Source organism: Pseudomonas sp. LAIL14HWK12:I7, from assembly GCF_000483465.1.
Classification (GTDB): Bacteria; Pseudomonadota; Gammaproteobacteria; order Pseudomonadales; family Pseudomonadaceae; genus Aquipseudomonas; species Aquipseudomonas kermanshahensis.
The window spans coordinates 403319-429438 of record NZ_AXYZ01000004.1; the positions used below are offsets into that span (position 1 = coordinate 403319).

At 64.3% G+C, this 26120-nt stretch carries 27 protein-coding genes; 3 read left to right on the forward strand and 24 right to left on the reverse strand.

The window, feature by feature from the left end; all coding sequences use genetic code 11:
- Positions 1-145 precede the first annotated feature (145 nt).
- The 16 genes from D886_RS0105775 to ccmA form a co-directional block, all read right to left on the reverse strand.
- Positions 146-1339: a D-amino acid dehydrogenase gene (locus D886_RS0105775; RefSeq protein ID WP_027592984.1), complete on the reverse strand. Its 1194-nt coding sequence runs from the start codon at positions 1337-1339 to the stop codon at positions 146-148.
- Positions 1340-1384: 45 nt separating this feature from the next.
- Positions 1385-2047: a hypothetical protein gene (locus D886_RS0105780; protein ID WP_027592985.1), complete on the reverse strand. Its 663-nt coding sequence runs from the start codon at positions 2045-2047 to the stop codon at positions 1385-1387.
- Positions 2048-2373: 326 nt separating this feature from the next.
- Positions 2374-2712, reverse strand: a complete 339-nt coding sequence (locus D886_RS0105785; RefSeq protein ID WP_027592986.1) for an FKBP-type peptidyl-prolyl cis-trans isomerase — start codon at positions 2710-2712, stop codon at positions 2374-2376.
- A gap of 41 nt (positions 2713-2753) precedes the next feature.
- Positions 2754-3695, reverse strand: coding sequence for a DMT family transporter (locus tag D886_RS0105790; RefSeq protein WP_027592987.1), 942 nt, complete (start codon positions 3693-3695; stop codon positions 2754-2756).
- 391 nt (positions 3696-4086) lie between these two features.
- Positions 4087-4875: a PhzF family phenazine biosynthesis protein gene (locus D886_RS0105795; protein WP_027592988.1), complete on the reverse strand. Its 789-nt coding sequence runs from the start codon at positions 4873-4875 to the stop codon at positions 4087-4089.
- 51 nt (positions 4876-4926) lie between these two features.
- Positions 4927-5865 (reverse strand): 2-hydroxyacid dehydrogenase, encoded by a 939-nt coding sequence (locus tag D886_RS0105800; protein ID WP_027592989.1) that lies wholly within the window; start codon positions 5863-5865, stop codon positions 4927-4929.
- Positions 5866-5961: 96 nt separating this feature from the next.
- A complete protein-coding gene (locus D886_RS0105805) occupies positions 5962-6381 on the reverse strand; it encodes a hypothetical protein (protein WP_027592990.1) in 420 nt (139 codons plus the stop codon).
- A 12-nt stretch (positions 6382-6393) separates the two neighbouring features.
- Positions 6394-7584: a c-type cytochrome biogenesis protein CcmI gene (ccmI, locus tag D886_RS0105810; RefSeq protein WP_027592991.1), complete on the reverse strand. Its 1191-nt coding sequence runs from the start codon at positions 7582-7584 to the stop codon at positions 6394-6396.
- Positions 7577-8065, reverse strand: a complete 489-nt coding sequence (locus D886_RS0105815) for a cytochrome c-type biogenesis protein (protein ID WP_027592992.1) — start codon at positions 8063-8065, stop codon at positions 7577-7579. The genes ccmI and D886_RS0105815 overlap by 8 nt, the downstream gene beginning before the upstream one ends.
- A complete protein-coding gene (locus D886_RS0105820; protein WP_027592993.1) occupies positions 8062-8598 on the reverse strand; it encodes a DsbE family thiol:disulfide interchange protein in 537 nt (178 codons plus the stop codon). The genes D886_RS0105815 and D886_RS0105820 overlap by 4 nt, the downstream gene beginning before the upstream one ends.
- Complete coding sequence (locus D886_RS0105825) at positions 8595-10568, reverse strand: heme lyase CcmF/NrfE family subunit (RefSeq protein WP_177323878.1); 1974 nt, start codon at positions 10566-10568, stop codon at positions 8595-8597. Before D886_RS0105825 ends, D886_RS0105820 begins: the two co-directional genes overlap by 4 nt.
- Before the next feature lie 11 nt (positions 10569-10579).
- Positions 10580-11035 (reverse strand): cytochrome c maturation protein CcmE, encoded by a 456-nt coding sequence (ccmE, locus tag D886_RS0105830; RefSeq protein WP_027592995.1) that lies wholly within the window; start codon positions 11033-11035, stop codon positions 10580-10582.
- Positions 11032-11208, reverse strand: a complete 177-nt coding sequence (ccmD, locus tag D886_RS0105835) for a heme exporter protein CcmD (RefSeq protein ID WP_027592996.1) — start codon at positions 11206-11208, stop codon at positions 11032-11034. The genes ccmE and ccmD overlap by 4 nt, the downstream gene beginning before the upstream one ends.
- Positions 11205-11972: a heme ABC transporter permease gene (locus D886_RS0105840; protein ID WP_027592997.1), complete on the reverse strand. Its 768-nt coding sequence runs from the start codon at positions 11970-11972 to the stop codon at positions 11205-11207. Before D886_RS0105840 ends, ccmD begins: the two co-directional genes overlap by 4 nt.
- A 46-nt stretch (positions 11973-12018) precedes the next feature.
- Positions 12019-12696, reverse strand: coding sequence for a heme exporter protein CcmB (gene ccmB, locus D886_RS0105845; protein WP_371097214.1), 678 nt, complete (start codon positions 12694-12696; stop codon positions 12019-12021).
- Positions 12684-13316 carry a cytochrome c biogenesis heme-transporting ATPase CcmA gene (gene ccmA, locus D886_RS0105850; protein WP_027592999.1) on the reverse strand — a complete coding sequence of 211 codons (633 nt, stop codon included), beginning with the start codon at positions 13314-13316 and terminating at the stop codon, positions 12684-12686. The genes ccmB and ccmA overlap by 13 nt, the downstream gene beginning before the upstream one ends.
- Positions 13317-13481: 165 nt before the next feature.
- Here ccmA and D886_RS0105855 point away from each other — a divergent pair, with 165 nt between their 5' ends.
- The 3 genes from D886_RS0105855 to D886_RS0105865 all read left to right on the forward strand — a co-directional run bounded on the left by D886_RS0105855 (position 13482) and on the right by D886_RS0105865 (position 18193).
- Positions 13482-15038 (forward strand): flagellar hook-length control protein FliK, encoded by a 1557-nt coding sequence (locus tag D886_RS0105855; RefSeq protein ID WP_027593000.1) that lies wholly within the window; start codon positions 13482-13484, stop codon positions 15036-15038.
- Complete coding sequence (locus D886_RS0105860) at positions 15035-15373, forward strand: EscU/YscU/HrcU family type III secretion system export apparatus switch protein (RefSeq protein WP_027593001.1); 339 nt, start codon at positions 15035-15037, stop codon at positions 15371-15373. Before D886_RS0105855 ends, D886_RS0105860 begins: the two co-directional genes overlap by 4 nt.
- A gap of 81 nt (positions 15374-15454) precedes the next feature.
- The gene (locus tag D886_RS0105865) at positions 15455-18193 is read left to right on the forward strand and encodes a dermonecrotic toxin domain-containing protein (protein WP_027593002.1); all 2739 of its coding nucleotides are present in this window, start codon (positions 15455-15457) and stop codon (positions 18191-18193) included.
- Positions 18194-18379: 186 nt separating this feature from the next.
- On the opposite strand, the gene D886_RS0105870 is transcribed toward D886_RS0105865, so the two are convergent.
- From D886_RS0105870 to D886_RS0105905, 8 genes are all read right to left on the reverse strand, one after another.
- Complete coding sequence (locus tag D886_RS0105870) at positions 18380-18775, reverse strand: DUF2802 domain-containing protein (RefSeq protein ID WP_027593003.1); 396 nt, start codon at positions 18773-18775, stop codon at positions 18380-18382.
- Position 18776: 1 nt separating this feature from the next.
- The gene (locus tag D886_RS0105875) at positions 18777-19256 is read right to left on the reverse strand and encodes a chemotaxis protein CheW (RefSeq protein WP_003254393.1); all 480 of its coding nucleotides are present in this window, start codon (positions 19254-19256) and stop codon (positions 18777-18779) included.
- A 42-nt stretch (positions 19257-19298) separates the two neighbouring features.
- A complete protein-coding gene (locus tag D886_RS0105880) occupies positions 19299-20174 on the reverse strand; it encodes a CheW domain-containing protein (protein WP_027593004.1) in 876 nt (291 codons plus the stop codon).
- Positions 20174-20962, reverse strand: a complete 789-nt coding sequence (locus D886_RS0105885; protein ID WP_027593005.1) for a ParA family protein — start codon at positions 20960-20962, stop codon at positions 20174-20176. The genes D886_RS0105880 and D886_RS0105885 overlap by 1 nt, the downstream gene beginning before the upstream one ends.
- Positions 20963-21110: 148 nt before the next feature.
- Positions 21111-21968, reverse strand: a complete 858-nt coding sequence (motD, locus tag D886_RS0105890) for a flagellar motor protein MotD (RefSeq protein ID WP_027593006.1) — start codon at positions 21966-21968, stop codon at positions 21111-21113.
- A 2-nt stretch (positions 21969-21970) separates the two neighbouring features.
- Positions 21971-22711, reverse strand: coding sequence for a flagellar motor protein (locus D886_RS0105895; RefSeq protein ID WP_027593007.1), 741 nt, complete (start codon positions 22709-22711; stop codon positions 21971-21973).
- Positions 22711-23844 (reverse strand): chemotaxis response regulator protein-glutamate methylesterase, encoded by a 1134-nt coding sequence (locus D886_RS0105900; protein ID WP_027593008.1) that lies wholly within the window; start codon positions 23842-23844, stop codon positions 22711-22713. The genes D886_RS0105895 and D886_RS0105900 overlap by 1 nt, the downstream gene beginning before the upstream one ends.
- Positions 23845-23890: 46 nt before the next feature.
- Positions 23891-26110, reverse strand: a complete 2220-nt coding sequence (locus D886_RS0105905; RefSeq protein ID WP_027593009.1) for a chemotaxis protein CheA — start codon at positions 26108-26110, stop codon at positions 23891-23893.
- Between the last annotated feature and the right edge of the window lie 10 nt (positions 26111-26120).

A 26120-nucleotide genomic window follows, 5' to 3' on the forward strand; every position in this document is an offset into this window, starting at 1 on the left:
TTCTGAGACACCTGTGGGAGCAACTGTCTTGTGGTGCTTGTTCCGGCCTCATCGCTGGCAAGCCAGCTCCCACAGGTGCGGCGCTAGACTTGAAGGCTACATAGTTCGGGTGGGAGCTGGCTTGCCAGCGATAGGGCCGGTCCAGTCAGCGCAACATTCTGGCCAACCGCTCCCCACTGCCACAGGCCAACGTAAAACCCAGTGCCCCATGCCCCACGTTCAGCCACAGGTTCCGATACGCCGTCGCCCCAATGATCGGCACCCCGGTAGGCGTCGCTGGCCGCATCCCCGCCCATTCCACCGCCTGCCCGTAGTCGGCGGCGTTGGGCAGCGTATCCACCGCCAGCCGGCGCATGCTGTCGAGTCGGCGCGCATCCACCGCTTCATCGTAACCGACGATATCCACCATCGCCGCAACCCGCAGTTGGCGGTCCAGCCGCGCATAGACGATCTTGCGCTCGTAGTCGGTAACACTGACCTCCGGCGCCCGATGCTCAGCGGCAATCGGCGCAGTCAGGCTGTAGCCTTTCAGCGGATAGACCGGCAACTTCAACCCCGGTAGCGCCAACCCCGCACTGCGATGACCCGCACACAACACCAGGCGCTGCACATCGACCCGCTCGCTGCCCAACTGCAACGCAACCACCCGATCGTGATGTGTGACCAGCTGAGTCACAGGCTTACCCAGCAAAAACTGGCACTGCCCGGATGCACGCAAGCGCTCGGCCAGGCGTACACAGAAGCGGTAACAGTCGGCGACTTCCTCATCAGGTGTGAGCACGGCCCCCATGAACGGCCCCCCGGCCAAGGCCGGCTCCAGGGCCTTGAGCTCGGTGGCATCGAGCACGCGTTGGCTGATTGGATCGAGCAGGCGCCTGCGTCCTTGGGCGAACGCCCGCTCACTGCGAAAGGCGACCAGCTTGCCGTTACGCCGCCAGGCAAAATCCGTCAGCCCATCCTCCTCGCGCCAGCGCGCCAGGGCGGCTTGGCTTTCCAGCGCCAACGCCAGCAGTTGTGCGCCATTGCGAGCATTGACACGGCTGCGACAGGCCATCATGAACGCCAGTAACCAACGCCACTGCGCCGGGTCGAATCGCAACCGCAAACGCAGCGGCGAATCCCCCTGCAGCATCCAGCCCATTGCCTGCAACGGCACACCGGCATCGGCCAATGGCGCCACATAGCGGTACGACAACTGCCCGCCATTGGCGAAACTGGTGGCAGACGCCAGGCTATCCCGCGCCTCGATCAGTGCTACCGACAACCCTTCGCGTACCAGCGCATAGGCCGTCGCCAGGCCAATGACACCCCCTCCAATGACCGCCACCTCGTGCTTCATGCATGGCCCCTGTTTCAGCTTCCTTGCCCAAACAGTAGCAGCGCATCAGCTCGGACAGCTATGGGCACCATCATTGAGGCCCTGCCGTACATTGCGGCTGAGCAGGCTGGCCTTGCCGTCGTGCCAGGTCAGCGTGAGCACATACAGGGTGTCGAAATCGTCACCGTTCCAGTCCTCGGTGATCACCCGCTCTTCACCCAGGGCCTTGCCGGCCACGGTATTGATGAGTTCTGGCAGGTAACCATGGGACCAAGCGGTGTAGACCGTCGCGTTGCGGTATTTGTCGCTCAGCAACTCTTCGGCCAGCGCGTCGGTGTCGTTGGCACCGTAGTCGATGTTCACCGGCAGGCCCAAGCGGATGGCGCTGGGGGTGATGGTCATCAGCGGGCGGATATAGCTGTAGCTCTCGTCCTTGCTGCCCTCCTCGACATGCCGCGACGGGTTGGCAGCGAACACGTAGTCGGCATTGCCAAAACGTTCTGGCAGCAACGTGGCCAGGTCCAATGCCCGGTTGAGGCCTTGGCAGTTCAGTTGCCCCAGCCCCTCGCCCGGTTTCTCGGCGTGGCGCAGGAAGACCAGGGTCTGGGTGCCATCGACCGGCTGCGCACGGCTTTCGACAGCATCCAACGCCAGCGGTATGGCCACAGCCGTGAGCGCCAGGCTCAACAGCAAGTGGCGACGACGGCGGAGAAAGGTTGGCAACTTCATCAAGGCAGGCTCTTGTGGCAGAGAAAATCGGGTTGACCCGCCACGTTGCCCTGCGTCGCAGCCGCAGGGCGTCCTTGTAGTGAGTGCCATCCCTGGCAACGAGTGAGGGTCAGAGTGCCGTCAACCCGTTTGGTTCCTCCCTGAGCGTGATTGCCGTTCCCTAGGCAAGGCCAACGTTAGAGGATGTGTGTTGCTGAATTATGTATACCCTGTATGTACGGCGTGAATGATCTGGCGCCTACGAGACCGAGCGCCGCGCGGGCGGCGCTCGATCTCGTAGGCACTGCAAACCTCAAGGCATACACCCGCAAAAACTCATCAATATCTCAATCATCCCGCGTCAGCACTTCCAGCAGCTCGATCTCAAACGTCAAATCCGAATTCGGCGGTATCGCCCCCACACTGCGCTCGCCATACCCCAGGTGCGCCGGCACCTGCAGTTTGCGTTTGCCGCCGACGCGCATGCCCATCAAGCCTTGGTCCCACCCTTTGATCACGCGCCCCGTGCCGATCACGCACTGGAAGGGTTTGCCGCGCGACCAGGATGAATCGAACGTGCTGCCGTCGGCCAGCCAGCCGGTGTACTGGGTGGTGATCAGGGCGCCTTTGACGGCGGCTTTACCGTCGCCTTCGACGAGGTCGATGATCTGCAGTTCGCTGCTCATGGGCATGCTCCAACGCTGAAAAAATCAAAGCCGCCCTTTTCTCAGGTATGCACCGGTTTGGCAAGTTCTCGCGGCGTTCCGTGCTGGCGCATGGACCACAGCACGCCGCCAATCACCAGTATGATCGCTGCCGCCTCTAGTACGCTCGGCCCGGTCTGCCGCCAAAGGAAAGCATAAAGCAGGGCGAACAAGGTTTCGAAGACGATCAGTTGGCCGCTCAGGGTGAGTGGCAGGCGCTTGGAGGCAGCGTTCCACAGCGCCATGGCCAACCACGAACCCAGCACCGCGCAGCCCAGGCTGGCCGCCCAGAACAACCACCAGCGCGCCATCGGCGCGTCCACCTGCAACTGTTGCGGCTGCCACAGGGCCAGGGCTGCAACCATCACCAGGCTGGCCAGTCCGGTCATCACCCCGCACAGCACCGACCACTGATGGCTGTCGAAATGCCCGCATTGTTTGAGGTAACGGCTGTTCTGTACCGCGTACCAGGTCCAGCAGGCCAGGGCGGCCAATGCGTAGCACAGGCCCAGGAGCTTGTCGCCGATGTCGCCGGGGGCGAAGGCGAACGTCTGCAGGTTGATGCACAGCATGCCCGTCAGGATCAGCGCCAATGGGCCGATCAGCCGCGCCAGCGGTACCGCGCCACTGTCGTTGCGACCGTACAGGGTGATGGTCAGGGGCAGTACGCCGACAATCAGCGAAGCCGGCGCCACGCCCAGACGCTGGATGGCGGCCACCAGGAAAACGAAATAGACCAAGTTGCCGATGACGGCCAGGCGCAGCAGCATCCACGCGTCGTGCAGGGTCAGCTGACGCAGTTGGCGGGCCATGGGCAGTGCCAGCAGCAACGAGATGACCCCGACCATGACATAGCGCACGCTGCTCAGCAGCATCGGGTTGAACTCAGGCAGCAGCTCAGGGACCATCAACACCATGCCCCACAACGCACCGGCCATGCCGGCGTACATCACACCGCGTCTCACGTCTGCGATCCTCGTTTGAATTGGGCGCAGGCTACTGGTTGTGCGGGGGGGAGGCAATGATTTGGGGGATGCGGGTGGGGTTGCGGGGGCATGTCTTGGGGTTTGCAGCGCCTGGGAGATCGAGCGCCGCCCGCGCGGCGCTTCGCAGCACAAGGCTGCTCCTACATTTGTTTCGGGCCAATTAGTCCTGGGGCATTGGCGCGCGGCCCCTTGGCGCACACCATGATATCGCGTCGGACCAACAAGGCGGTCGCGCGCCGCCCCCACAGGCGTGACTGGCCCGAAACAGATGTGGGAGCAGCCTTGTGCTGCGAAGCGCCGCGCGGGCGGCGCTCGATCTCCCAGGCGCTGCAAACCTAAAGACATGCACCTCAGGCACCAAAAACATCCCTCAGATAAACACCTGCCCCCGCAGATACAACGCCGCCCGCCCGCTAATGATCACCCGCCCATTGCCCGGCACCTCGCACAGCAACTGCCCCTTGCGCACCCCACCCTGCTCGCAACTCAGCACATTCTTGCCCAGCCGCTCGGCCCACAACGGCGCCAGCGAGGTGTGCGCCGAGCCCGTTACCGGGTCCTCGTTCACGCCCACCCGCGGGCCGAACCACCGGGTGACAACATCAAACCCACGCCCCGCCGCAGTCACGGCGACCCCGCGCACATCAAAGGCCGACAGGGCGACAAAATCGGGTTTCAACGGGTCCAGCAACGACGCGTCATCGATCACCACCACCAAGTCATCGCTGCGGTACACCGCACGCGCACTGCTCAGGCCCAGCGCCTCCAACAGGCCCGCTGGGGCCTCCACCGCTTCCGGCTGCTTGGCTGGGAAGTCCATCGCCAGCAGCCCGTCGGCGCCACGGCTGACGCGCAACTCGCCGCTGCGGGTATTGAACCGCAACACGGGCGCCTGCTCGCCCAACTGCTCGAACAACACATAAGCCGAGGCCAAGGTGGCATGGCCGCACAGGTCGACCTCGACCGTCGGGGTGAACCAACGCAGATCGTATGCCTCACCGTTACGCACGAAATAGGCGGTTTCGGACAGATTGTTCTCTTCGGCGATGCGTTGCAGCACATCGTCCGGCAGCCAGCTGTCCAGCGGGATGACTGCCGCGGGGTTGCCACCGAAAGGCTCAGCGGAAAACGCATCGACCTGGAAGATCTCGAGTTGCATGCACACACTCCTTGTTGGCCGGGACGCTGCCAGGCTCATGGGTGAAAAGAGTCAGTTTCGTACCGGGGTCAGCACCGGCTCACCGGCAAAGAACGCCTGCAGATTGCGCACCACCAACGTCACCGTGTCGCGCGCGGCCTCCGGCGACTGGCCCGCCACATGGGGCGTCAGCACCGTATTGCCGAGCGCCTTGAGGGCATCGGGCACTGCCGGCTCGTCGTCGAATACGTCCAGGCCGGCACCGGCAAGCTGGCCGCCCGCCAGCGCCGCCACCAGGGCCTGCGTGTCCACCACACTGGCACGGGCGATGTTGACCAAGTACCCCTCGGCGCCGAGGGCTTTGAGCACCGGTGCATCGACCAAGTGCTGGGTAGCGGCGCCGCCTGGCGTGGCCACGACCAGAATGTCGACGGCATCGGCCAGGTGCAGCGGGCTGTCGTACCAGGTGTACGGCACATCCGGGCGCGGCGTGCGGCTGTGGTAGCTGATGCTCATGTCGAAGCCGAGGTTGGCACGCTTGGCGATCGCCAGCCCTACCGCACCCAAGCCGAGAATGCCCAGGCGCTTGCCGCTCACCGACGGGCTGATCACACGGTTCCACTCGCCACGGCGGGTACTGGCATCGGCACGGGGAATGTCACGCAGCAGCGCGAGCACCATTGCCAGGGTATGGTCGGCGACCGCGGCGGCATTGGCCCCGGCACCGTTGGTCACCGTGATACCGCGCGCGGCGGCGGCGGCCAGGTCGACCTGCTCGTAGCCGGCGCCGATCACGCAGATGATCTGCAAGTGGGGCAGCGCCTCGATTTCTGCGGCAGTCAGGCCCAATGGGCCCCGGGTGAGCACGGCATCGATTTCGCGGGCGTGGCGTTGGATGGCTTCGGTACGCAGTTGCGGCGACGGTGCGCGAATCAGCCGATAACCCGCCTGTTCCAGCAGGGGCAGGTAATCGTCGACGGTTTCCACCAACACCAGGACTGTCTTGCTCATGCCACCTCCGCGTCTGATCGAAGGGGCATTATGCGTAATCAGCGGGCGGTACAGTCAATCGATAAATCAGCAGAAAACTGTACTGTACCGGGCAATTTACTGGGCGAACGCCCGCCCAAGCCCACCAGGTACACCGCTGCTGTCGGTGTCCTGCCATGGGCCATCGGGGCTCAGTGACCAGCTCCAGCCCCCGTCGTAGCGGTAGTAGGTGCGCTGGCGGTAGAAGGTGTTGGGTTTTTTCTCCAGCACGTACACGCCCAGCTTAGGGTCCCAATGGCTGGAACCGCCCGGTGGCGGTGCAAAGCTGGCAGACGTGCGGGGCATCGGCTTGGGTGTCGCTGCGGGTTTGCTCGGTTGGGTCGAAGGCTGCCCGCCTGGCAACGGCTTGACCACCGGCCCCTGGTGCGGCGGTAGCCGCTCGATCGGTGGCGCGGGCTGCTCGTAAGGTTCATGCACCGTACACGCGGACAAACCCAGGGCCAGGGTGATCAGGGTCAGGCGGACGGTGCTGTGCATGGCAATGCTCTCTTACGGGTCTGGGCTGTCGATGGTCAGGTGTTGCGTGGCCTGAGTGGCAGTGGCCAGTGGCGAACCCTGGCCGATCCATTCGCCATGAGTGGGCTGGCCGGCACGCGACACACGGGCAACGAGTTGGACTTCAGTAAAGTCCGACAGTTTCATCTGCGGCATCATCGCGTCGGCATCAGACAACTCCACCTCGATCGGCAACTGCGCCACGGTCACCCGCTTCGCTGCCAGCGGCATGGGCGGGCCATTACTGGCACGGGCGAAAATGAACACCGTGTCGTCGGGCTTGACCTTGTCTTTGAGCGCCGCTGCCAGCTCCACACGCACCTTCAGCCGGGCAGCCACGGGTGTGACGGTTTGGCCAGGCTCACCGCCCAGGCGCTCGGCAGCCCGGTCGATACCGCCTTGCAAGGCGGCGCGCGAAGCATCGCCTTCAGGCAGTTGCGCCAGCAGGCGTTTCCAGTAGTCGATGGCTTCCTGGTAACGCTCACCCTCGAATGCAGCAATGCCGCGCAGGCCCAGGCTGGTCACTTCGTTCGGGTCAGCCTTGAGGGCTTCATCGGTCAACGCCTGCAGTTGCGGGTTCCACTGTTTGTCAGCGGCAAAGTACTGCGCTTGGGCCCATTGCCCCAGCAACTCGGGCTGACGGCCCGCCAGGGCCACGGCACGTTCGAAGGTACGCGCCGCATCGCCCGGACGCTGTTCGGCCATGTAGGCACGCCCAAGGAAATACAGGGCTTCGGCGGAATCCGGCTGGGCCTTCACCACACGCTCAAGGCGCGTGGTCATCTCGTCCATGGTCTTGGGCGCCTGGGCAAATTCCTGGGTCAGCTCGACTTTGTCAGCCGCGCCAAAGTGCAGGTACAGCCCCAACGCCATCAGCGGCACCAACACCGCCGCCAACAGCGGCAGCGCTCTGCCCAGATGACCTTGGCGCGCGGACTCACCACCTTCGGTGTCAGCCAGCAGTTCACGGGCCGCTTCGTCACGGCCCTTGGCCAATTGCACGTCATCGAGCACGCCAGCGGCTTGCTGCGCAGCCAGTTCGGCCACGCGCTCCTGGTACAAGGCGACGTTCAGGGCGGTGCGGTCTTCCTCTTGCTGACGGCGACGGCCACGCAGGATCGGGATCAGCAGAAAGCTGAGGGCAGCGAGCAGCAGCAGGCCCGCGCTAAGCCAGAATTCAATCATGGGTCTGTTCTTTTTCCAGCAGTTTGGCGAGACGCTCGCGTTCGTCGACGGACAACTCATGCGCACCTTGGGCCGCTGCACCGCGGCGGCGGCGAACGATCACCAGCAGCACCACGAAACCACCGGCCAGCAGGATCCCCGGGCCGAACCACAGCAGCCAGGTGCGCCCGCTGAGCGCGGGCTTGTAGCGCACGAAGTCACCGTAGCGGTCGACCATGAAGTCGACGATCTGCTCGTTGTTCTTGCCTTCGCCCAGCATGCGGAAGATTTCGCGGCGCAGGTCGGCGGCAATCGGCGCGTTGGAGTCGGCGATGTCCTGGTTCTGGCACTTCGGGCAGCGCAGCTCCTTGGTCAGTTGCTGATACCGCTCACGCTCGGCGTCATCGCGGAACTGGTAGGTATCGATGGCCGCCCTGGCCACGCCCGCCACGCCCAGGCCCAGGGCCAACCCCAGTACGGCTGCTGCCAGCCCGCGCTTCATGGCTTGGCCTCATCGACCAGGCCCTGGTACAGCGGCGCCAGCTGTTCGCGCCAGACGCTGGCATCGACAATGCCCACGTGCTTGTAGCGGATGATGCCCTTGGCGTCGATCAGGAAGGTTTCCGGCGCGCCATACACGCCCAGGTCCAGGCCCAGGGTGCCCTGCTCGTCGCGGATATCCAGCTGGTAGGGGTTGTGGAACTCGGCCAGCCACTTCAGCGCCGCGCCATTGTCATCCTTGTAGTTGACCCCGTGGATCACCACGCCCTGCTCGGCCAGCTGGTTCAGGTACGGGTGCTCGACCTTGCACGAAGGGCACCAGGTCCCCCACACGTTGACCAACGCCGGGCGGCCCAACAGGTCAGCCTGGGTCAGGTTGCGATCACCTTGCACCGAGGCCAGGGAAAATGCCGGGAAGGGCTTGCCGATCATCGCCGAAGGCAGTTCGTCGGGTTTGAGGAACAAGCCTTTGTAGAGGAAAACCGCCACCAGCAGAAACACCGCCAGTGGCACCACCATGATCCAACGCTTCATGCAGCTGCTCCAGACACGCCCAGGACATCACGCACCCGGGTCTTGACCTTGACGCGGTAACGCCGGTCCAGGGCCGCCAGCAAACCGCCCAGGCCGGTCAGCAGACCGCCCAGCCAGATCCAGCGGACATAAGGCTTGATATGCACACGCACCGCCCAAGCGCCGTTTTCCAACGGCTCGCCCAGGGCCACGTACAGGTCGCGGGTGAAGCCGGCGTCGATGCCGGCTTCGGTCATCATCGACTGCTGCACGGTGTACAGCCGCTTCTCAGGGTGCAGCGTGGTCACTTCGCGACCGTCGCGAGACACCACCACAGTACCCTTGTCGGAAATGAAGTTCGGCCCCTCGAAGTGCTTGGCACCCTGGAACAGGAAGTGATAGCCGCCAAGCTCGACGCTTTCGCCCGGCGCCATGCGCAGGTCGCGTTCGGCACTGTTGTTGCTCGACAACACCACGCCCAGTGCGCACACCGCCAGGCCCAGGTGCGCCAGCTGCATGCCCCAGTAGCTGCGGGTAAGGCCACCCATGCCTTTGGCCAGGCCCTTGTGGCGGGTCTTGTCGAGCACATCACGCAACCCGCTGAGTACGACCCAGGCCGCCAGGGCAAAGGCCGTCAGCGTTGGCCAGTCGAAATCGTCGACGATGAAGCCCGCGACCGGGGCGAGCACTGCGCTGCCGATCAGAACCGGGGTCATCATGCTTGCCAGCCATTTGCCGGGCGTGTCCTTCCAGCGCACCACCACGCCCACCCCAAGCACCACCATCAGCAGTGCCATCAGCGGCAGGAACAACGCATCGAAGTACGGCGGGCCGACCGACAGCTTGGCCCCGGTCAGGGCATCGAGCACCAAGGGGTACAGGGTGCCCAAAAGGATCATAGAAGCCGCCACTACCAGCACCAGGTTATTGGCCAACAGCAGCGTCTCGCGCGACCACAGGGCAAAGCCGACCTGGCTCTTGACCACCGGCGCACGCAGGGCGAACAGGGTGAGCGAGCCACCCACCACGAACAGCAGGAAGATCAGGATGAACACGCCGCGTGACGGGTCAGCGGCAAAGGCATGCACCGAGGTCAGCACCCCGGAACGGACCAGGAAGGTGCCCAGCAGGCTCAACGAGAAGGCTGCGATCGCCAACAGCACGGTCCAGCTCTTGAACACCCCACGCTTCTCGGTCACCGCCAGCGAGTGGATCAAGGCCGTGCCCACCAGCCAAGGCATGAACGAGGCGTTTTCCACCGGGTCCCAGAACCACCAGCCGCCCCAACCCAGCTCGTAGTAAGCCCACCACGAGCCCAGGGTGATGCCCACGCCGAGGAAGGCCCAGGCGACGATGGTCCACGGCCGCGACCAGCGTGCCCAGGCGGCATCAAGGCGCCCGCCAAGCAAGGCGGCGATGGCGAAGGCAAAGGCCACCGAGAAGCCCACGTAGCCCATGTACAGCATCGGCGGGTGGACGATCAGGCCGATATCCTGCAGCAACGGGTTGAGGTCACGGCCATCGGTCGGCACTTGCGGCAGCAGGCGCTGGAACGGGTTGGAGGTGATGATCAAAAAGCTCAGGAAGCCCACGCTGATCATGCCCATTACCGCCAGCACACGGGCCAGCATCACTTGCGGCAGCTGGCGCGAGAACACCGACACGGCGAAGGTCCAGCCGCCCAGGATCAACGCCCACAGCAGCAACGAACCCTCGTGCGCGCCCCACACGGCACTGAACTTGAAGTACCAGGGCAAAGCGCTGTTGGAGTTGCTGGCGACGTAGGCGACCGAGAAGTTGTCGGTCATGAAGGCATGGGTGAGGCAGGCAAAAGCAAAGGTCAGGAAGGCGAATTGCCCCCAGGCCGCCGGGCGTGCCAGGCTCATCCACAGGCTGTCGCCGCGCCAGGCGCCGAGAAGCGGCACACTGGCCTGCACGGCGGCAAAGCAGATGGCCAGGATCATCGCCAACTGGCCGAGTTCGGGTATCACCAGTGCCGCGTTCATGGTTTGGCCCCCGCGCCGGCGGCGGCTTGGCCGCTTTCTTTCAGGGCCTTGGTGACCTCGGGCGGCATGTATTTTTCGTCGTGCTTGGCCAGCACTTCATCGGCCACCACCACGCCCTCGGCATTGAGCTTGCCCAGGGCAACGATGCCCTGCCCTTCGCGGAACAGGTCGGGGAGGATGCCGCGGTAGGTGATCGGCACCGACTTGTTGAAGTCGGTGACCACGAAGCGCACGTCGAGCGAGTCGGCCGAACGCTGCACCGAGCCTTTTTCGACCATGCCACCGGCACGGATACGGGTATCCTGCGGCGCCTCGCCGTTGGCGATCTGAGTGGGGGTGTAGAACAGGTTGATGTTCTGCTGCAAGGCGCTCAGGGCAAAGCCGACGGCAACCCCGACACCGACCAACAGGCCGACGATGAGCAACAGGCGTTTCTTGCGCTGCGGATTCACTGGTTGTTCTCCCGGCGCAAACGGCGCGCCTCTTCTTGCAGGTAGCGACGGCGGGCCATCAGCGGCGCGGCGACATTCAGCGCCAGCACCGCCAGGCAGATGCCATAGGCCGTCCACACGTACAGGCCATGGTGGCCCATGGCGAGAAAATCACCGAACGAGGCAAAACTCATCGTGCGGCCCTCCGCCCCAGGCTGTTCAATACTTCCTCCTTGACCCAACTGGCGCGTGCCTCACGCTTGAGCACTTCAAGGCGCATGCGCATCAACAGCACCACGCCGAAGAAACAGTAGAAACCCAGCGCCGTGCACAGCAGCGGCAACCACATTTCGGCAGGCATCGCGGGTTTTTCGGTCAGGGTGAACGTGGCGCCCTGGTGCAGGGTGTTCCACCACTCCACCGAGTACTTGATGATCGGGATGTTGATCACACCGACAATCGCCAGCACCGCACAGGCCTTGGCCGCGCTGTCACGATTACTGATTGCCTGGCCCAGTGCAATGATGCCGAAGTACAGGAACAGCAGAATCAACATCGACGTAAGGCGGGCATCCCACACCCACCAGCTGCCCCAGGTCGGCTTGCCCCAGATGGCACCGGTGACCAGCGCCACGGCGGTCATCCAGGCGCCGATCGGCGCTGCGCACTGCAGGGCGACGTCGGCCAGTTTCATCTTCCACACCAGCCCCACCACCCCGGCCACCGCCAGCAGCACGTAGCAGGACTGCGCCAGCATCGCCGCCGGCACATGGATGTAGATGATGCGGAAACTGTTGCCCTGCTGGTAGTCCTGGGGCGCGAATGCCAGGCCCCAGGTGATGCCCACCAGCAGCAGCGCAAGGGAGGCAATGGCCAGCCACGGCAACATACGGCCGCTGATGGCATAGAACCATTTGGGGGAACCGAGCTTGTGGAACCACGTCCAACTCATTTTCATCAGGGTACATCCAGGGTATTAGCCAGGCTTGAGAGCCCAGGACTCGTTATTCGCCGACGCTGATCTTCAGGCCGGCCGCTATCGCAAAGGGTGCCAGTGTCACCGCCAGGGCCGTGAGGCTGGCAAGCCAGAGCAGATGGCCGGTGGCTGGCATATTTTGCAACGCTGCCTGCAACGCACCACTGCCCAGGATCAATACAGGGATATACAACGGCAGAATCAGCAATGCCAGCAGCAGACCACCGCGTTTAAGACCGACCGTCAGCGCCGCACCCACCGCACCCAACAGGCTCAGCACGGGCGTACCCAGCAGCAACGAGGCAAGCAGCACCGGCAGGCAATGGCTCGGCAGCCCCAGCATCAGTGCCAACAGTGGCGCCAACAATACCAGCGCCAGGCCGGAAAAGATCCAGTGCGCCAGCACCTTGGCCAATACCAGGAGCGCCAGCGGATGCGGCGACAGCACCCATTGCTCCAGCGAGCCATCCTCGAAATCGCTGCGGAACAGGCCGTCCAGCGACAGCAGCACGGCCAGCAAGGCCGCCACCCACACCAGGCCCGGCGACAAGGTTTGCAACAATTGGCTCTCAGGGCCGACCGCCAGCGGGAACAGGGCCACGACGATGGCGAAGAACACCAGCGGGTTGGCCAGCTCGGCCGGGCGGCGGAACAACAGGCGCGCTTCGCGACGCAACAACAGGATGAATACGCTCATGCCGCCCATTGCCCCAGGTTCAGTTCACGGTAGCCCGACGGTTTGCGTTCGAGGCTGTGGTGGGTGGTCAGCACCACCGTGCCGCCCTGCTCGCAATGCGCCGCCAGGTGCGCTTCGAGCTGCGCCACGCCTTGTTTGTCGAGGGCGGTGAACGGCTCGTCGAGAATCCACAAGGGGGGGCTTTCGAGGTACAAGCGGGCCAGGGCCACACGGCGCTGCTGGCCGGCGGACAAGGTATGGCAAGGCACGTCTTCGAAACCGCGCAGGCCGACCGCCGCCAGCGCCGCCCAGATTGCCTCGGCGCTGGCAGGTTGGTGCAAAGCACAGAGCCAGGTGAGGTTCTCCTCGGCGGTGAGCAGGTCCTTGATCCCCGCAGCATGGCCAATCCACAGCAGGATGCTGGCCAGGGCATGGCGCTGTTCGGCCAACGGCTGGCCACCGAGCAGAATCTGCCCGGCAGTCGGCTGCATCAACCCGGCCAGCAGGCGCAACAAGCTCGTCTTGCCGCTGCCGTTGGGGCCACTGATCTGCAGCATGTCGCCGGGCCGCAGCTCGAAATCCAGGTGCTCGAACAGCAGGCGCCAGTCGCGCTCGCAGGCCAGGCCCGCGGCTTGGAGGTGAAGGGTCACGGTTTCGCCTTATCTGTGTAGGGTTCAAGACCAGTCGCCGATCTTGAACCCAGTGCCTCAAGTCGCCCCCCTCCCTGCCGTTACAGTGGCAGTGGCGGACGGGCGGCATTATTACATGCACGGCCTCGCTGCCAAGAGGGCGGGTTCGACAGGTTGTATACAATCATGACTGAAATCAATAGTCTCGGCGCACAAACCGCGATCAGCGCCCAGACCATCAAGGCGGGCATGACCGGCGAACTGCTGCGCCTCACGCAAGCACAACCCGGCTTGCTGGCCCCGGGCGAAACGGCGCAGGCCGAGGTGTTGTCGATGCGCCAGCTGGGCCGGGAATTCCAGCTTGTGCTGCGGCTGATGCAGGCCAACGGCGCCCAGACCCAACTGCACGCCAGTGCCAGCCAGCCCTTGCCCCCGGGCAGCCAGGTCACGGTCAGTCAAACCGAAGGCAATCGCCTGGCCATCTTGTTGCAACAGGCCAGCACCAGCAACATCGCCACCCTCACCCGCCTGGACACGGCCAAGGTACCGGTCGGCACCCTGCTGCAAGGCAAGGTCCTGACCAACCAGCCCATCCTTCAAGCGCAGGGCCAGGCCGCCGGTTACCGTTCGCTGGTCAGCCTGCTCAACAGTGCCCAGGCCGGCGCCACCCTGACCATCGACAGCCCACGCCCGCTGCCGGTGGGCAGCCTGCTCAGCGCGCGGGTGCAAGGCGACCAGTCGCTGCAATTCGTGCCACTCAGTGGCCGGCAAGACCAGCTGAGCATTGCCCAGCAACTGCTCACCCAGCAAAACCGTCAGGCCTCGTTACCGGGCCTGCTCAGCGCATTGCAACAGCTCGCCCGCGACCCGGGCGCCGACGGCGACTTGCGCGCGACCGCCGACCGCGTGCTCGCCGGCCTGCCCGACGCGCGCCAGCTCGGCGATGCCAAGGCCGTCGCCCAGGCCCTGAACAACAGCGGCGCCTTCCTCGAGGCAAAGCTGCTGGGCGGCCTGCCAGCAAGCGTCGCGACCGACCTCAAGGCGCACCTGCTCAGGTTGGTGACCCAGGCCTCGGTCACCACACCCGGCGCAACAGCCCTAGCCCCCAGTACCTTGGCCCTGACAATGCCGGCCTTGGCGCGCGGGGCGCTGGGCATGCTGGACCGAGTCAGCCCGAAACCCCAGCCGGGGGCGTTTCCGCTGCCCTCACGGCTGCTCAAGGCCATGGAAGACGAAGGTGACCTGCAACAACTGCTGCGCCTGGCCGCGGCGGCTGTCTCGCGCCTGCAAAGCCACGCCATGAGCAGCCTGCAACAAACTGGCACGCTTGAAAACGGCAACCTGCAAACCACCTGGCAGACCGAAGTCCCCATTCGCCATGGCCAGGAGTTCATCCCGCTGCAGGTCAAGCTGCAACGCGAGGAAACGCCGCAGCAGCAAGCCGACCGCCAGCAGGCATCGCAAGACCCGCTGCAGGCCCTGTGGCGCATCGAGCTGGCCTTTGACCTCGCGCCGCTTGGCCCGCTGCAAGTCCAGGCCCAGTTGAGCCAGGGCCGCTTGAATGGCCAACTGTGGGCAGAACGTGAACCCACCGCACGGCTGATCGACAGCCAGCTCGGCACATTGCGCGAGCGCCTGCTGGCCCGCGGCCTGGACGTCGGCGACCTGGAATGCCACCCCGGCATCCCCCCTCAAGGCCCCCGCACGCGGGTCGAACAACGCTGGGTGGACGAAAACGCATGAGCCTCAACCCCCCCCGCCAGGCCATTGCCCTGAGCTACGACGGCCAACAGGCACCCACCCTCAGCGCCAAGGGCGACGATGCCTTGGCCGAAGCCATCCTCGCCCTGGCCCGCCAACACGAGGTGCCGATCTACGAGAACGCCGAGCTGGTGCGCCTGCTGGCCCGGCTGGAGCTGGGCGATCAGATACCCGAGGCGCTGTACCTGACCATCGCCGAGATCATTGCCTTTGCCTGGCAACTGCGCGGCAAGGTGCCGCCAGGCTTTGACGATTCCGCCAAACCCGAGCGTGACGTCACCGAGCTGTTGCCGCGCCTGCCCGGCAAGTCGGGCTGAACCGCCCGGCAAGCATTATCTACCGTCGCACCCTGGCCCTGTCGGTCGATCCTGTGGTTTTTCCCCACCACGGAGACCGACATGCCGACCACCCACATCAACGCGGCTGGCGTGCAGTACGTACGCAATCACCTCGCCACCCTGCCCCGACCCGACCGCGACGCCAAGCAGGCCATCCAGGACTGGCTGGCGACACAAGGCGTGCACCTGGACCCCGACCAGGTCGAGGTGGTGACGCTGCACATACACCCGGCCGGAGCCACCCAGTACCAGGCACAGGTAGTGCAGCGTGTGAGCCTGACGCAAGCCGTGCTGATGAACTGGCAAGGTGAATCCAACAACGACTTTTTCGGCGGCCTGTTCAAAGCCCCCTGGGCCGGCAGGCTGCCCGAAGACGGCCCAATCACCTGTGTCGAGCATCTCCCAGCACAACCGCACGTCGACAACGGGGCCTGGTATGAGGTGTTCAACGGCCTGTTCAAGCGTAGCGAACCTGCCCGCTACGACCACTCGACGCTGCTGAACGTGCGCGCCGAAGCCCTGCAGCGTCACATCGAGGCACTGGACTTCCACACCCGCTACAAGACGTCGCTCGACGCTTACTGGCACGACCAACTGCCCAGCTACCGCCTGTGCTGCAAACTCAACTTCCTTGCTGCCTGCAACAAGCAGATCGGCGACGGCAGCCTCAGCGACGCCGCGGGCCAACTGGCCTGGCGCGCGGCCGATGTCATCCCACGCGGCAAGGGCCTGCGCCTGAGCACCCTGAGCATTTACGGCTACGCATCCACGGACCTGCTGTACATCAACGACAGCCACAGCGACCTGACTTTGCTCTATGTACCCGGCAACAGCTCGCCCCTGCTGGAATTCGCCAGCGAAGCTCTGTTGAAGGATTGGGTCGGCCAACAGTGCAAGGACGCCACCCGGCGCCAGGCGCTCAAGCAACACTTTCGCTTGGCCGATGGCCCCCAGGGTATCGACTTCAGCGGCCTGGACACCGCGCTTGAAGGCTTGGGCGAATACCCACGCAGCCATCGCCTGCCACCGGAACATGGCTTTTTCAACGACGACGGCACCTGGCCCCCGCGCACCTATGTCAACTACCGCCCCGGCAAGTACAACCCGCGCATCACCGGCGACCTGTTCCAGGCCATGGCCCTGCGTCAGCGGCAGCGCTGCTACGACGACGCCGATTTCATCATCACCAGCAACAGCGAGATCAGCAAACGCAAATGGCGCAGCCACCTCAATAGCACGCTCAACCTGCTGGCGCCGCTGACCTTCGTGGTGCCTGGCCTGGCGCCCTTGCTGGCGCTGGGCGGTATCGTGCAACTGGGCCTGGGCCTGGACCAAGCCATCAATGGCAAGACCCTGCACGACAAGCTCGACGGCATCGGCAACATCACCTACGGCCTGCTCAATGCAACGCCGCTGGCACTGGAAGCGGTGGCCAAAGGCAAGGGCCTGCTGCGTTTCGAGCAGGACGGCTTCGTCGCCCCGCGCCGGGTGAACGAGCAGTGGGGTTACCCGCTGAGCCCTTCCGACCCACCGCATTTGCCCCCGGTGGATGTCGCGCCCTACTTCCACCGCCCTGCCCCCATCGCGCCATTGCCGGACGGCGATGCCGCAGTGGCCAACTCTATACGGCGCTACCCGCGGTACAACGGCGATACCGATCGTATGATCAGCTATTACGAGGAGACGCCGGATTACCCGGAAGAGCTTGAATTGGTTTATGACATGCAGGCCGACCTGTTCATCACTGAGGAAGGCACCAATGAGGTAGACCCGACCTACTTCGAAGCCGAACCGCTCACCGGCAACATGCGCCTAGCCAACCCCGAAGGCCGGGCCGTCACCGACCCGATGCGCATGGCATCACTGCGTGGCCTGGGTATCGACCTGCAACTGCCTGTGCAGCTACCCAGCCCATTTCCCGCCGGCGCTCGCCCCATCCCGCAACGGATTACATCGCTGTGGGTAGGCGACAAGACACTTGGCCCCGAGCTGCTTGAGACGTTGGCTGGCAATGCCCGGCGCCTGGAGGAAGGCCCGTACCAGTACCGGCTGTACCTCTCCAAGGCAAACCCGCAGGCCTATGCGCACAACGTCGATGAACTGGCCAGGAACGTGCCGGGGCTGCAAGTACTGCCATTGGAGGACCAGGCCTTTTTCAAAGCCTTCGAGCAGAGCCAGTACTTCGGTCATTACCAAGCGGCCATCGAGGGCAATGATGGCGTGGCAAGCAACTTCGCCTCCGCCTCGGACGTATTGCGCTACCCGATGCTGCACGCCGAAGGTGGGCTGTACATGGACGTCGATGACGAACTACTGGGCCAAGGCGCACACGCGGCGATCGATGATGTGGTGCTGGCAACCACGGATGACGGGTTGCTCCTGCATCCGCCCATGTCCAACCAGAAACTGGGCATGAACACCCTGTACAACAACAGCATGATCGGCAGCCATGCCGGCAACCCGACCTTGCTGGCGATATCGGAAGAGATGCAGGCGCGTTTTCTTGCCGACCCGGACTTCTACCGGGCGCGGCCGACCTTGGCCAGCGACCCGCGAGGGTTCTATGCGTACGCCAAACGCCTCAGCCACATCACCGGCCCGGCGATGCTCAGCGCCGTGACCGACCGCTTGCTGCCCGACCTGTACCTGATTCGTCAGCTGTACAACCTGTACACGATGCCGCGTATCAACAGCTTCCTGTACGTCGACCTGGAGGCCTTGCGCCTGGTCTGGCGTGACCGCTTGCCGCTCAATCGCCTGGCCAAGGTGGGTGGCATGCATTCCTGGTCTACCACCTGAGGTGTGAGCCATTGGGGCTGCTGTGCAGCCCTTCGCAGCACAAGGCTGCTCCTACAAAATGGCGCTGTACCTGTAGGAGCAGCCTTGTGCTGCGAAGGGCCGCACAGCGGCCCCAAGGACCACCGCACATTCTGTAGGAGCAGCCTTGTGCTGCGAAGGGCCGCACAGCGGCCCCAAGGATTCAGCTCACTCGGTACGGTGCAACTTGCTCATCAACTCCGCCTCGGCCTGGGTCAGGCCGCAGGTCTCGGTCAGCTCGGACACGCTCGCCCCCATGCCGACCAGCTTGGCCGCCTGGCTGAAGGTGACGCTGCTGGGGTCACGCTGCTCCAGCCGCTCCAGCCGATCCGGCAAGGTGGCCAACGTCTCGCGCACGTCTTGGATAGCCTCACCCATGCGCACGGTACCGTTCTGGTAGTCGTCCAGGCGCTTGGCCAGGTCCTTGATACGCTGATCACGCAGCGCATCGCCCGCAGCCTGTTGCGCCGCCAGCTCGCGCTGGCGCTTGGTGTGGTTGAGGAACATCCACACACCCAGCGCCCAAAGCAGCGCCAGGAAGATGACAGCAACCTCAAGGATCAACTCAGATGTTCTCAAGCTCGGACCACTCTTCCTCGGTCATCATCTTGTCCAGTTCCACCAGGATCAGCAGCTCGCCGTTCTTGTTGCACACGCCCTGGATGAACTTGGCCGATTCTTCGTTACCCACATTCGGCGCCGTCTCGATCTCGGACTGACGCAGGTAGACCACCTCGGCAACACTGTCGACCAGGATGCCGACCACTTGCTTGTCCGCCTCGATGATGACGATACGGGTGTTGTCGGTCACCTCGGTCGGCATCAGGCCAAAACGCTGGCGGGTGTCGATCACCGTCACCACGTTGCCACGCAGGTTGATGATGCCCAGCACGTAGCTCGGCGCGCCCGGTACCGGGGCGATCTCGGTGTAGCGCAACACTTCCTGCACCTGCATGACATTGATCCCGTAGGACTCGTTGTCCAGACGGAAGGTTACCCATTGCAGGATCGGATCTTCGGAACCTTGTGCGGACGACTTTTTCATTCCCCTACCCCTCAAAATCCGCGCTAGGCGGTGTGTTCGGTGTCATTTGTGTTTGGCGTGCATCTGCTTGACTGCGCCGCTGGCGATCAGCTCGGCCAGTTCGGCGAGGTCAAGCAAGGCACACATGTGTTCGATCACCGTGCCGGCCAACCAGGGGCGCTGGCCACGCTGGCTGCGCCACTTGATCTCGGACGGGTCCAGGCGCAGGGAACGGCTGACCTGGTGCACGGCCAGCCCCCATTCATAGCCCTGGACCGAAATCACATACTGCAGGCCCTGGCGAAAATCGTCGCGGTAGCGGTCGGGCATTACCCAACGCGCGGTGTCGAGGACCTTCAGGTTGCCGGCCTGGCAGGTCAGGATGCCAAGAAACCAGTCCGGTTGGCCGAACAGCGGCGTCAGCTCCTGGCCGGCCAGGTTGTAGATCGAGCCCAGGCACACCAAGGGCACCGCCAGGGTCAGCCCGGCGACGTCGAACAGCAGGCACTCGAACGGCTCCGCTGCCCAGGCCGGGCGGCCATCGATGCTTGCTGGCGGCACCGGCAGGTTCGGCGCAGGCAGGTGCACATCCACCACCGGCACCGCCGGTTCTACCGCGGGCGCTTCGATCAGCACCGGGATGCTGGCCTCGGCCACTACCTGCTGCTCGACCACCGCCACCACCGGTTCTTCCACCGGCAGCACGCTGGGCAGTACTTGTAACCGCGGCTCGGCAAAGGGCCGGGGCGCCGCGAGGGTGGCCTGGGCAGGCTGGCGTGCATCACGCGCCTGCTCCTCGCGCGCCGCGTCGGCGAAGTCCTCCGGTGCTGTCGGCAGCTCGAGCAGGTCGTCGGCCTCGGTGGCCTCTTGCAACAAGCCATCGAGGTAGGATTGCAGGGCCATCTGCGGCCGCGTGCTGGTTTGCCGTGTCTGCGTCATCAGGCCACCTGCACTGCGGTTTTGTAGGTCAGTAAATGCTTGAGCAGCGCCCGGTAGGCAATCAGCCCACGGCTCTTGCCATCGAACTGCGAAGGCGTCACGCCCTTGCGGCTGGCATCGCGCAAGCGCGTGTCGACCGGGATGTAACCCTGCCAGACATGCTGCCCATAGGTGTCGCGCAGCAGTTTGAGCGTGCCCAGGGAGGCCTGGGTACGGCGGTCGAACAGGGTCGGCACGATCTGGTAAGGCAAGGCCTGTTTACGCGAACGGTTGACCATGGCCAGGGTCCCAACCATGCGCTCCAGGCCCTTGACCGCGAGGAATTCGGTCTGCACCGGGATCACCAGTTGCTGGCTCGCGGCCAGGGCGTTGACCATCAGCACGCCGAGCAAGGGCGGGCTGTCGATCAAGGCAAAGTCGAAGTCTTGCCACAGCTGCGCCAGACTCTTGGCGATCACCAGCCCCAGGCCGTTCTTGCCCGGCGACTGGCGCTCCAGCACCGCCAGCGCAGTGCTCGATGGCAACAGCGAAATACGCTCGTCGCTCGTCGGCAGCAGCAATTGCCCCGGCAAGCCCTCGGGCACGCTGCCCTGGTGCAGGAACAGGTCATAGCAGCTGTGTTCCAGCGCATCGGGGTTGTGCCCGAAATAACTGGTCATCGACCCATGCGGGTCGAGGTCGACGACGACCACGCGCTTGCCCGCCTCAGCCAGCAGGCCAGCCAGGGCGATGGTCGTGGTGGTCTTGCCGACGCCACCTTTTTGATTGGCTACTGCCCAGACTCTCATAGGACAACTCTTGACTCATGATGACGCTGATACCCTGTGGGAGCCGGCTTGCCGGCGATCACCGGCAAAGCCGGTGCCACACACCGCGTTGCCTGCATCGCCGGCAAGCCGGCTCCCACAGGGTACGCGGTGACAGAGAATTGACGAGTTATTGCCCCGTCCCCATTGCTGGCGTTGCCGGTGCACTTTGTGTGCCAGCACGGCGCAACGCCGCATCCGGCGTGGCATTGGCGCTACCTGTGCCAGTCAGGCTGCGGCGCACTTCGAGGTTGCGCGAAATCACCAGCACCACGCGGCGGTTGCGCGCACGGCCTTCGGCACTGTCGTTGCTGGCGACCGGCTGATACTCGCCATAGCCCACCGAGGCCATGCGCGCCGGGTTGACCCCTTCCATGGCCAGCAGGCGGACGATGCTGGCCGCCCGCGCCGACGACAGCTCCCAGTTGGTCGGGTACTGCGCGGTGCGAATCGGCAGGTTGTCGGTAAAGCCTTCGACATGCACCGGGTTGGCGAACGGTTTGAGGATGTTCGCCACCTTTTCGATGATGTCGAAGGCCTTGTCGCTGGGCATGGCATCACCGCTGCCGAACAACAGCGAGGAACTGAGCTCGATTTCAATCCACAGCTCATTGCCGCGCACGGTCATCTGGTCGGTCTTGATCAGGTCGCCAAAGGCGTCGCGCACGTCATCGCTGATGGTCTTCAGCGGGTCGACGTTGGTCTGCGCCAGGCCCGCTTCGGTCTGCTCGCTGTCCCTGACCAAAGGCTCGGCCGGGCGCACGCTCAGCGGCTGCTCATCACCGATGGGGATCGGCTTCATGCTCCGCTCGGGGTCGTTGAACACCCCGAGCAAGGCCTGCGAAATGACCTTGTACTTGCCCTCGTTGATCGAGGAAATCGAGTACATGACCACGAAAAACGCGAACAGCAAGGTGATGAAGTCGGCGTACGACACCAGCCAGCGCTCGTGATTCTCGTGTTCCTCGGTATGACGACGGCGGCGCATGGTTACTCCATGAAGCCTTGCAGCTTCAGCTCAATCGAGCGCGGGTTTTCACCCTCGGCAATCGACAGCAGGCCCTCAAGCAGCATCTCGCGGTAACGCGACTGGCGCATGACGATAGCCTTGAGCTTGTTGGCGATCGGCAACAGGATCAGGTTGGCGCTGGCCACGCCGTAGATGGTGGCGACGAACGCCACGGCGATGCCGTTACCCAGCTGCGACGGGTCGGCCAGGTTGCCCATCACATGGATCAGGCCCATGACCGCGCCGATGATGCCGATGGTCGGGGCGTAGCCGCCCATGCTCTCGAACACCTTGGCGGCCTGGATGTCACGGCCCTCCTGGGTCAGGAAGTCGACTTCAAGAATGCTGCGGATGGCTTCAGGCTCGGCACCGTCGACCAGCAACTGCAGGCCCTTGCGCGCATAGGGGTCGGGCTCGGCATCAGCCACCCCTTCCAGGCCCAGCAGGCCCTCTTTGCGCGCCGTCAGGCTCCAGTTCACCACCCGGTCGATACCGCCTGCCAGGTCGACCCGGGGCGGGAACAGGATCCAGCGCAAAATCTGCAAGGCACGCTTGAAGGCCGACAGCGGCGACTGCAACAGCGCCGCCGCCAAGGTGCCGCCCAGCACGATCAAGCCCGCCGGGCCATTGATCAGCGCACCCACGTGCCCGCCTTCGAGGAAGTTGCCGCCGACAATCGCGACAAACGCCAGGATCAGGCCGATCAGGCTTAGCACGTCCATCAGACGCAGGCCTCGACCAGGTGCTTGCCGATCTCGTCCAGGCTGTACACCGCGTCGGCCAGGTTGGCCTTGACGATGGCCATGGGCATGCCATAGATCACGCAGCTGGCTTCATCCTGGGCCCACACGGTACTGCCGCCCTGCTTGAGCAGGCGCGCGCCTTCACGGCCGTCGGCGCCCATGCCGGTGAGCACCACCGACAGCACCTTGTCGCCGTAAGACTTGGCCGCCGAGCCGAAGGTGATGTCCACGCACGGCTTGTAGTTCAGGCGCTCGTCACCCGGCAGGATCTTCACCGTGCCACGGCCGTCGATCATCATCTGCTTGCCACCCGGGGCCAGCAGCGCCAGGCCTGGGCGCAACAGGTCACCGTCCTCGGCTTCCTTCACGCTGATCTTGCACAGCTTGTCCAGGCGTTCGGCAAACGCCTTGGTGAAAGCCGCCGGCATGTGCTGGATCAGCACGATCGGCGCCGGGAAGTTGGCGGGCAGTTGCGTCAGCACCCGCTGCAGCGCCACCGGGCCGCCCGTGGACGTACCAATGGCCACCAGCTTGTAAGGTTTGCGCTTGGGTGCCGGGGCATGTGCCGCGGGCGCTGCGGCCGGGGTGCGTACCGGCGGTGCCGTGCGCGCCGGGGCCGTGGCCGGGCTTGCGAAGCTGCTGGTCGGCGCATGGCTGCTGCTGGTAGTGACCGGCGCAGCAGCAGGTGCTGGGTTGTAACTGCCGAAACGACGGTTGCTGCGCGACAGGGTATGCACCTTTTCGCACAGCATCTGCTTGACCTTCTCGGGGTTGCGCGAGATGTCTTCGAAGTTTTTCGGCAGGTAATCCACCGCACCGGCATCCAGCGCGTCGAGGGTCACCCGGGCGCCTTCATGGGTCAGCGAAGAGAACATCAACACCGGCGTCGGGCAGCGCTGCATGATGTGCCGCACTGCGGTGATGCCGTCCATCATGGGCATTTCGTAGTCCATGGTGATGACATCGGGCTTGAGCGCCAGCGCCTGGTCGATTGCTTCCTTGCCATTGGTCGCGGTACCCACTACCTGGATCGTCGGGTCCGCCGAGAGGATTTCCGAGACACGGCGGCGGAAGAAACCGGAATCATCCACCACCAGGACCTTGACTGCCATAAACACTCCATTAGGCGGCGCAACCCGCCAGGGCGCGCCACCGAAATCAAATACGCCGCGCGGCGTAACGCTTGAGCATGCTCGGAACGTCGAGGATCAACGCGATGCGACCGTCGCCGGTGATCGTGGCCCCGGACATGCCCGGCGTGCCCTGCAGCATCTTGCCCAGCGGCTTGATTACCACTTCTTCCTGGCCCACCAGTTGATCGACGACAAAGCCGATGCGTTGGGTGCCGACCGACAGGATCACCACATGGCCCTCGTGCTGCTCTTCGTGCACCTGGCCCTGGACCAGCCAGCGCTTGAGGTAGAACAGCGGCAATGCCTTGTCGCGCACGATCACCACTTCCTGGCCATCGACCACGTTGGTACGCGAGAGGTCGAGGTGGAAGATCTCGTTGACGTTCACCAGCGGGAAGGCGAAGGCCTGGTTGCCCAGCATCACCATCAAGGTCGGCATGATCGCCAGGGTCAGCGGCACCTTGATGACGATCTTCGAACCCTGGCCCTTGGCCGAGTAGATGTTGATCGAGCCATTGAGCTGGGAAATCTTGGTCTTCACCACGTCCATGCCGACACCACGGCCAGACACGTCAGAGATCTCGGTCTTGGTCGAGAAGCCCGGGGCGAAGATCAGGTTGTAGCAGTCCGACTCGCTCAGACGCTCGGCGGCGTCCTTGTCCATCAGGCCCTTCTCCACGGCCTTGGCGCGCAGGATGTTGGGGTCCATGCCCTTGCCGTCATCAGAGATCGACAACAGGATATGGTCGCCTTCCTGTTCAGCCGACAGCACCACCCGCCCCGTACGCGCCTTGCCGGTGGCTTCACGCTCGTCGGGCATCTCGACGCCATGGTCGACGGCGTTGCGCACCAAGTGCACCAACGGGTCGGCCAGGGCCTCGACCAAGTTCTTGTCGAGGTCGGTTTCTTCACCGACCAGCTCCAGGTTGATCTCTTTCTTGAGCTGGCGGGCCAGGTCGCGAACCAGGCGCGGGAAGCGGCCGAAGACTTTCTTGATCGGCTGCATGCGGGTCTTCATGACCGCGGTCTGCAGGTCGGCGGTGACAACGTCGAGGTTCGACACGGCCTTGGACATGGCCTCGTCACCGCTGTTCAAGCCCAGGCGCACCAGGCGGTTACGCACCAGCACCAGTTCGCCGACCATGTTCATGATCTCGTCCAGGCGCGCAGTGTCGACGCGCACGGTGGTTTCCGCCTCGCTGACCGCATGTTTTTCTGCCGCTGGGGCCGGCGCGCGAGGCGCAGGTGCGGGCTTGCTGGCAGCTGCTGGGGCGGCGGCTGGAGCAGGTGCCGGTTTGGCCACCGGCTTGCTCTCGACCTTGGCGGCGACAGGCGCTTCGACCGCGACCGCGTCACCCGAGAACTTGCCCTTGCCGTGCAACTCATCGAGCAAGGCTTCGAACTCGTGCTCGCTGATCTCGTCACTCGTTGCGCTGGCCGCTGCAACGCTTTGCGGCGCTGCCGCTGCTGGCGCATTGGCGGCCGGCAAGGCATCGGCCTGGAAGGTGCCCTTGCCGTGCAACTGGTCGAGCAGCGACTCGAACTCTTCATCGGTGATTTCATCGCTGACCGGGGCCGCAGCGCTGGCCACAGGCTCAGCGGCGACTTCGGCGCTGAACTGGCCTTTACCATGCAACTGGTCGAGCAACGATTCGAATTCGGCGTCGGTGATTTCGTCACCGGCGCTGCTGACGGTTTCGCCTTGCATCTGCTCATCGGCAGCGGCCTGGGCCTTGACCGCGTCGAGCGAGTCGAGCAGCTGCTCGAATTCGCTGTCGGTGATGTCTGGCTCTTCGGCAGGCGCCGCGGCGACCGGCTCGGCTGCAGCCGCAGGCGCTGCGACCGCGTCGGCAGCAGCAGGCTCGGCCAGGCGCGACAACGCCGCCAGCAGTTCTGGGGTAGCGGGGATGACCTCGCTGCGCTCGCGGACCTGGCCAAACATGCTGTTGACCGTGTCCAGCGCCTCCAGCACCACGTCCATCAATTCGGCGTCGACCCGGCGCTCACCTTTGCGCAGGATGTCGAACACGTTCTCGGCGATATGGCAGCACTCCACCAGCTCGTTGAGCTGGAGGAAGCCGGCGCCCCCTTTTACAGTGTGGAAACCGCGAAAAATGGCATTGAGCAGGTCGGCATCATCCGGTCGGCTTTCCAGCTCGACCAGTTGCTCGGACAGTTGCTCAAGAATTTCGCCGGCTTCTACCAGGAAATCCTGAAGGATTTCTTCATCGGCGCCGAAGCTCATTAAACGTGCT

Coding starts and splice junctions, on each gene's coding strand:
- D886_RS0105775 (WP_027592984.1), bottom strand. CDS start 1,339: ATGAAGCACGAGGTGGCGGTCATTGGAGGGGGTGTCATTGGCCTGGCG.
- D886_RS0105780 (WP_027592985.1), bottom strand. CDS start 2,047: ATGAAGTTGCCAACCTTTCTCCGCCGTCGTCGCCACTTGCTGTTGAGC.
- D886_RS0105785 (WP_027592986.1), bottom strand. CDS start 2,712: ATGAGCAGCGAACTGCAGATCATCGACCTCGTCGAAGGCGACGGTAAA.
- D886_RS0105795 (WP_027592988.1), bottom strand. CDS start 4,875: ATGCAACTCGAGATCTTCCAGGTCGATGCGTTTTCCGCTGAGCCTTTC.
- D886_RS0105800 (WP_027592989.1), bottom strand. CDS start 5,865: ATGAGCAAGACAGTCCTGGTGTTGGTGGAAACCGTCGACGATTACCTG.
- D886_RS0105805 (WP_027592990.1), bottom strand. CDS start 6,381: ATGCACAGCACCGTCCGCCTGACCCTGATCACCCTGGCCCTGGGTTTG.
- ccmI (WP_027592991.1), bottom strand. CDS start 7,584: ATGATTGAATTCTGGCTTAGCGCGGGCCTGCTGCTGCTCGCTGCCCTC.
- D886_RS0105815 (WP_027592992.1), bottom strand. CDS start 8,065: ATGAAGCGCGGGCTGGCAGCAGCCGTACTGGGGTTGGCCCTGGGCCTG.
- D886_RS0105820 (WP_027592993.1), bottom strand. CDS start 8,598: ATGAAGCGTTGGATCATGGTGGTGCCACTGGCGGTGTTTCTGCTGGTG.
- ccmD (WP_027592996.1), bottom strand. CDS start 11,208: ATGAGTTTTGCCTCGTTCGGTGATTTTCTCGCCATGGGCCACCATGGC.
- D886_RS0105840 (WP_027592997.1), bottom strand. CDS start 11,972: ATGAAAATGAGTTGGACGTGGTTCCACAAGCTCGGTTCCCCCAAATGG.
- ccmB (WP_371097214.1), bottom strand. CDS start 12,696: ATGGGCGGCATGAGCGTATTCATCCTGTTGTTGCGTCGCGAAGCGCGC.
- D886_RS0105855 (WP_027593000.1), top strand. CDS start 13,482: ATGACTGAAATCAATAGTCTCGGCGCACAAACCGCGATCAGCGCCCAG.
- D886_RS0105860 (WP_027593001.1), top strand. CDS start 15,035: ATGAGCCTCAACCCCCCCCGCCAGGCCATTGCCCTGAGCTACGACGGC.
- D886_RS0105865 (WP_027593002.1), top strand. CDS start 15,455: ATGCCGACCACCCACATCAACGCGGCTGGCGTGCAGTACGTACGCAAT.
- D886_RS0105875 (WP_003254393.1), bottom strand. CDS start 19,256: ATGAAAAAGTCGTCCGCACAAGGTTCCGAAGATCCGATCCTGCAATGG.
- D886_RS0105880 (WP_027593004.1), bottom strand. CDS start 20,174: ATGACGCAGACACGGCAAACCAGCACGCGGCCGCAGATGGCCCTGCAA.
- D886_RS0105885 (WP_027593005.1), bottom strand. CDS start 20,962: ATGAGAGTCTGGGCAGTAGCCAATCAAAAAGGTGGCGTCGGCAAGACC.
- motD (WP_027593006.1), bottom strand. CDS start 21,968: ATGCGCCGCCGTCGTCATACCGAGGAACACGAGAATCACGAGCGCTGG.
- D886_RS0105895 (WP_027593007.1), bottom strand. CDS start 22,711: ATGGACGTGCTAAGCCTGATCGGCCTGATCCTGGCGTTTGTCGCGATT.
- D886_RS0105900 (WP_027593008.1), bottom strand. CDS start 23,844: ATGGCAGTCAAGGTCCTGGTGGTGGATGATTCCGGTTTCTTCCGCCGC.
- D886_RS0105905 (WP_027593009.1), bottom strand. CDS start 26,110: ATGAGCTTCGGCGCCGATGAAGAAATCCTTCAGGATTTCCTGGTAGAA.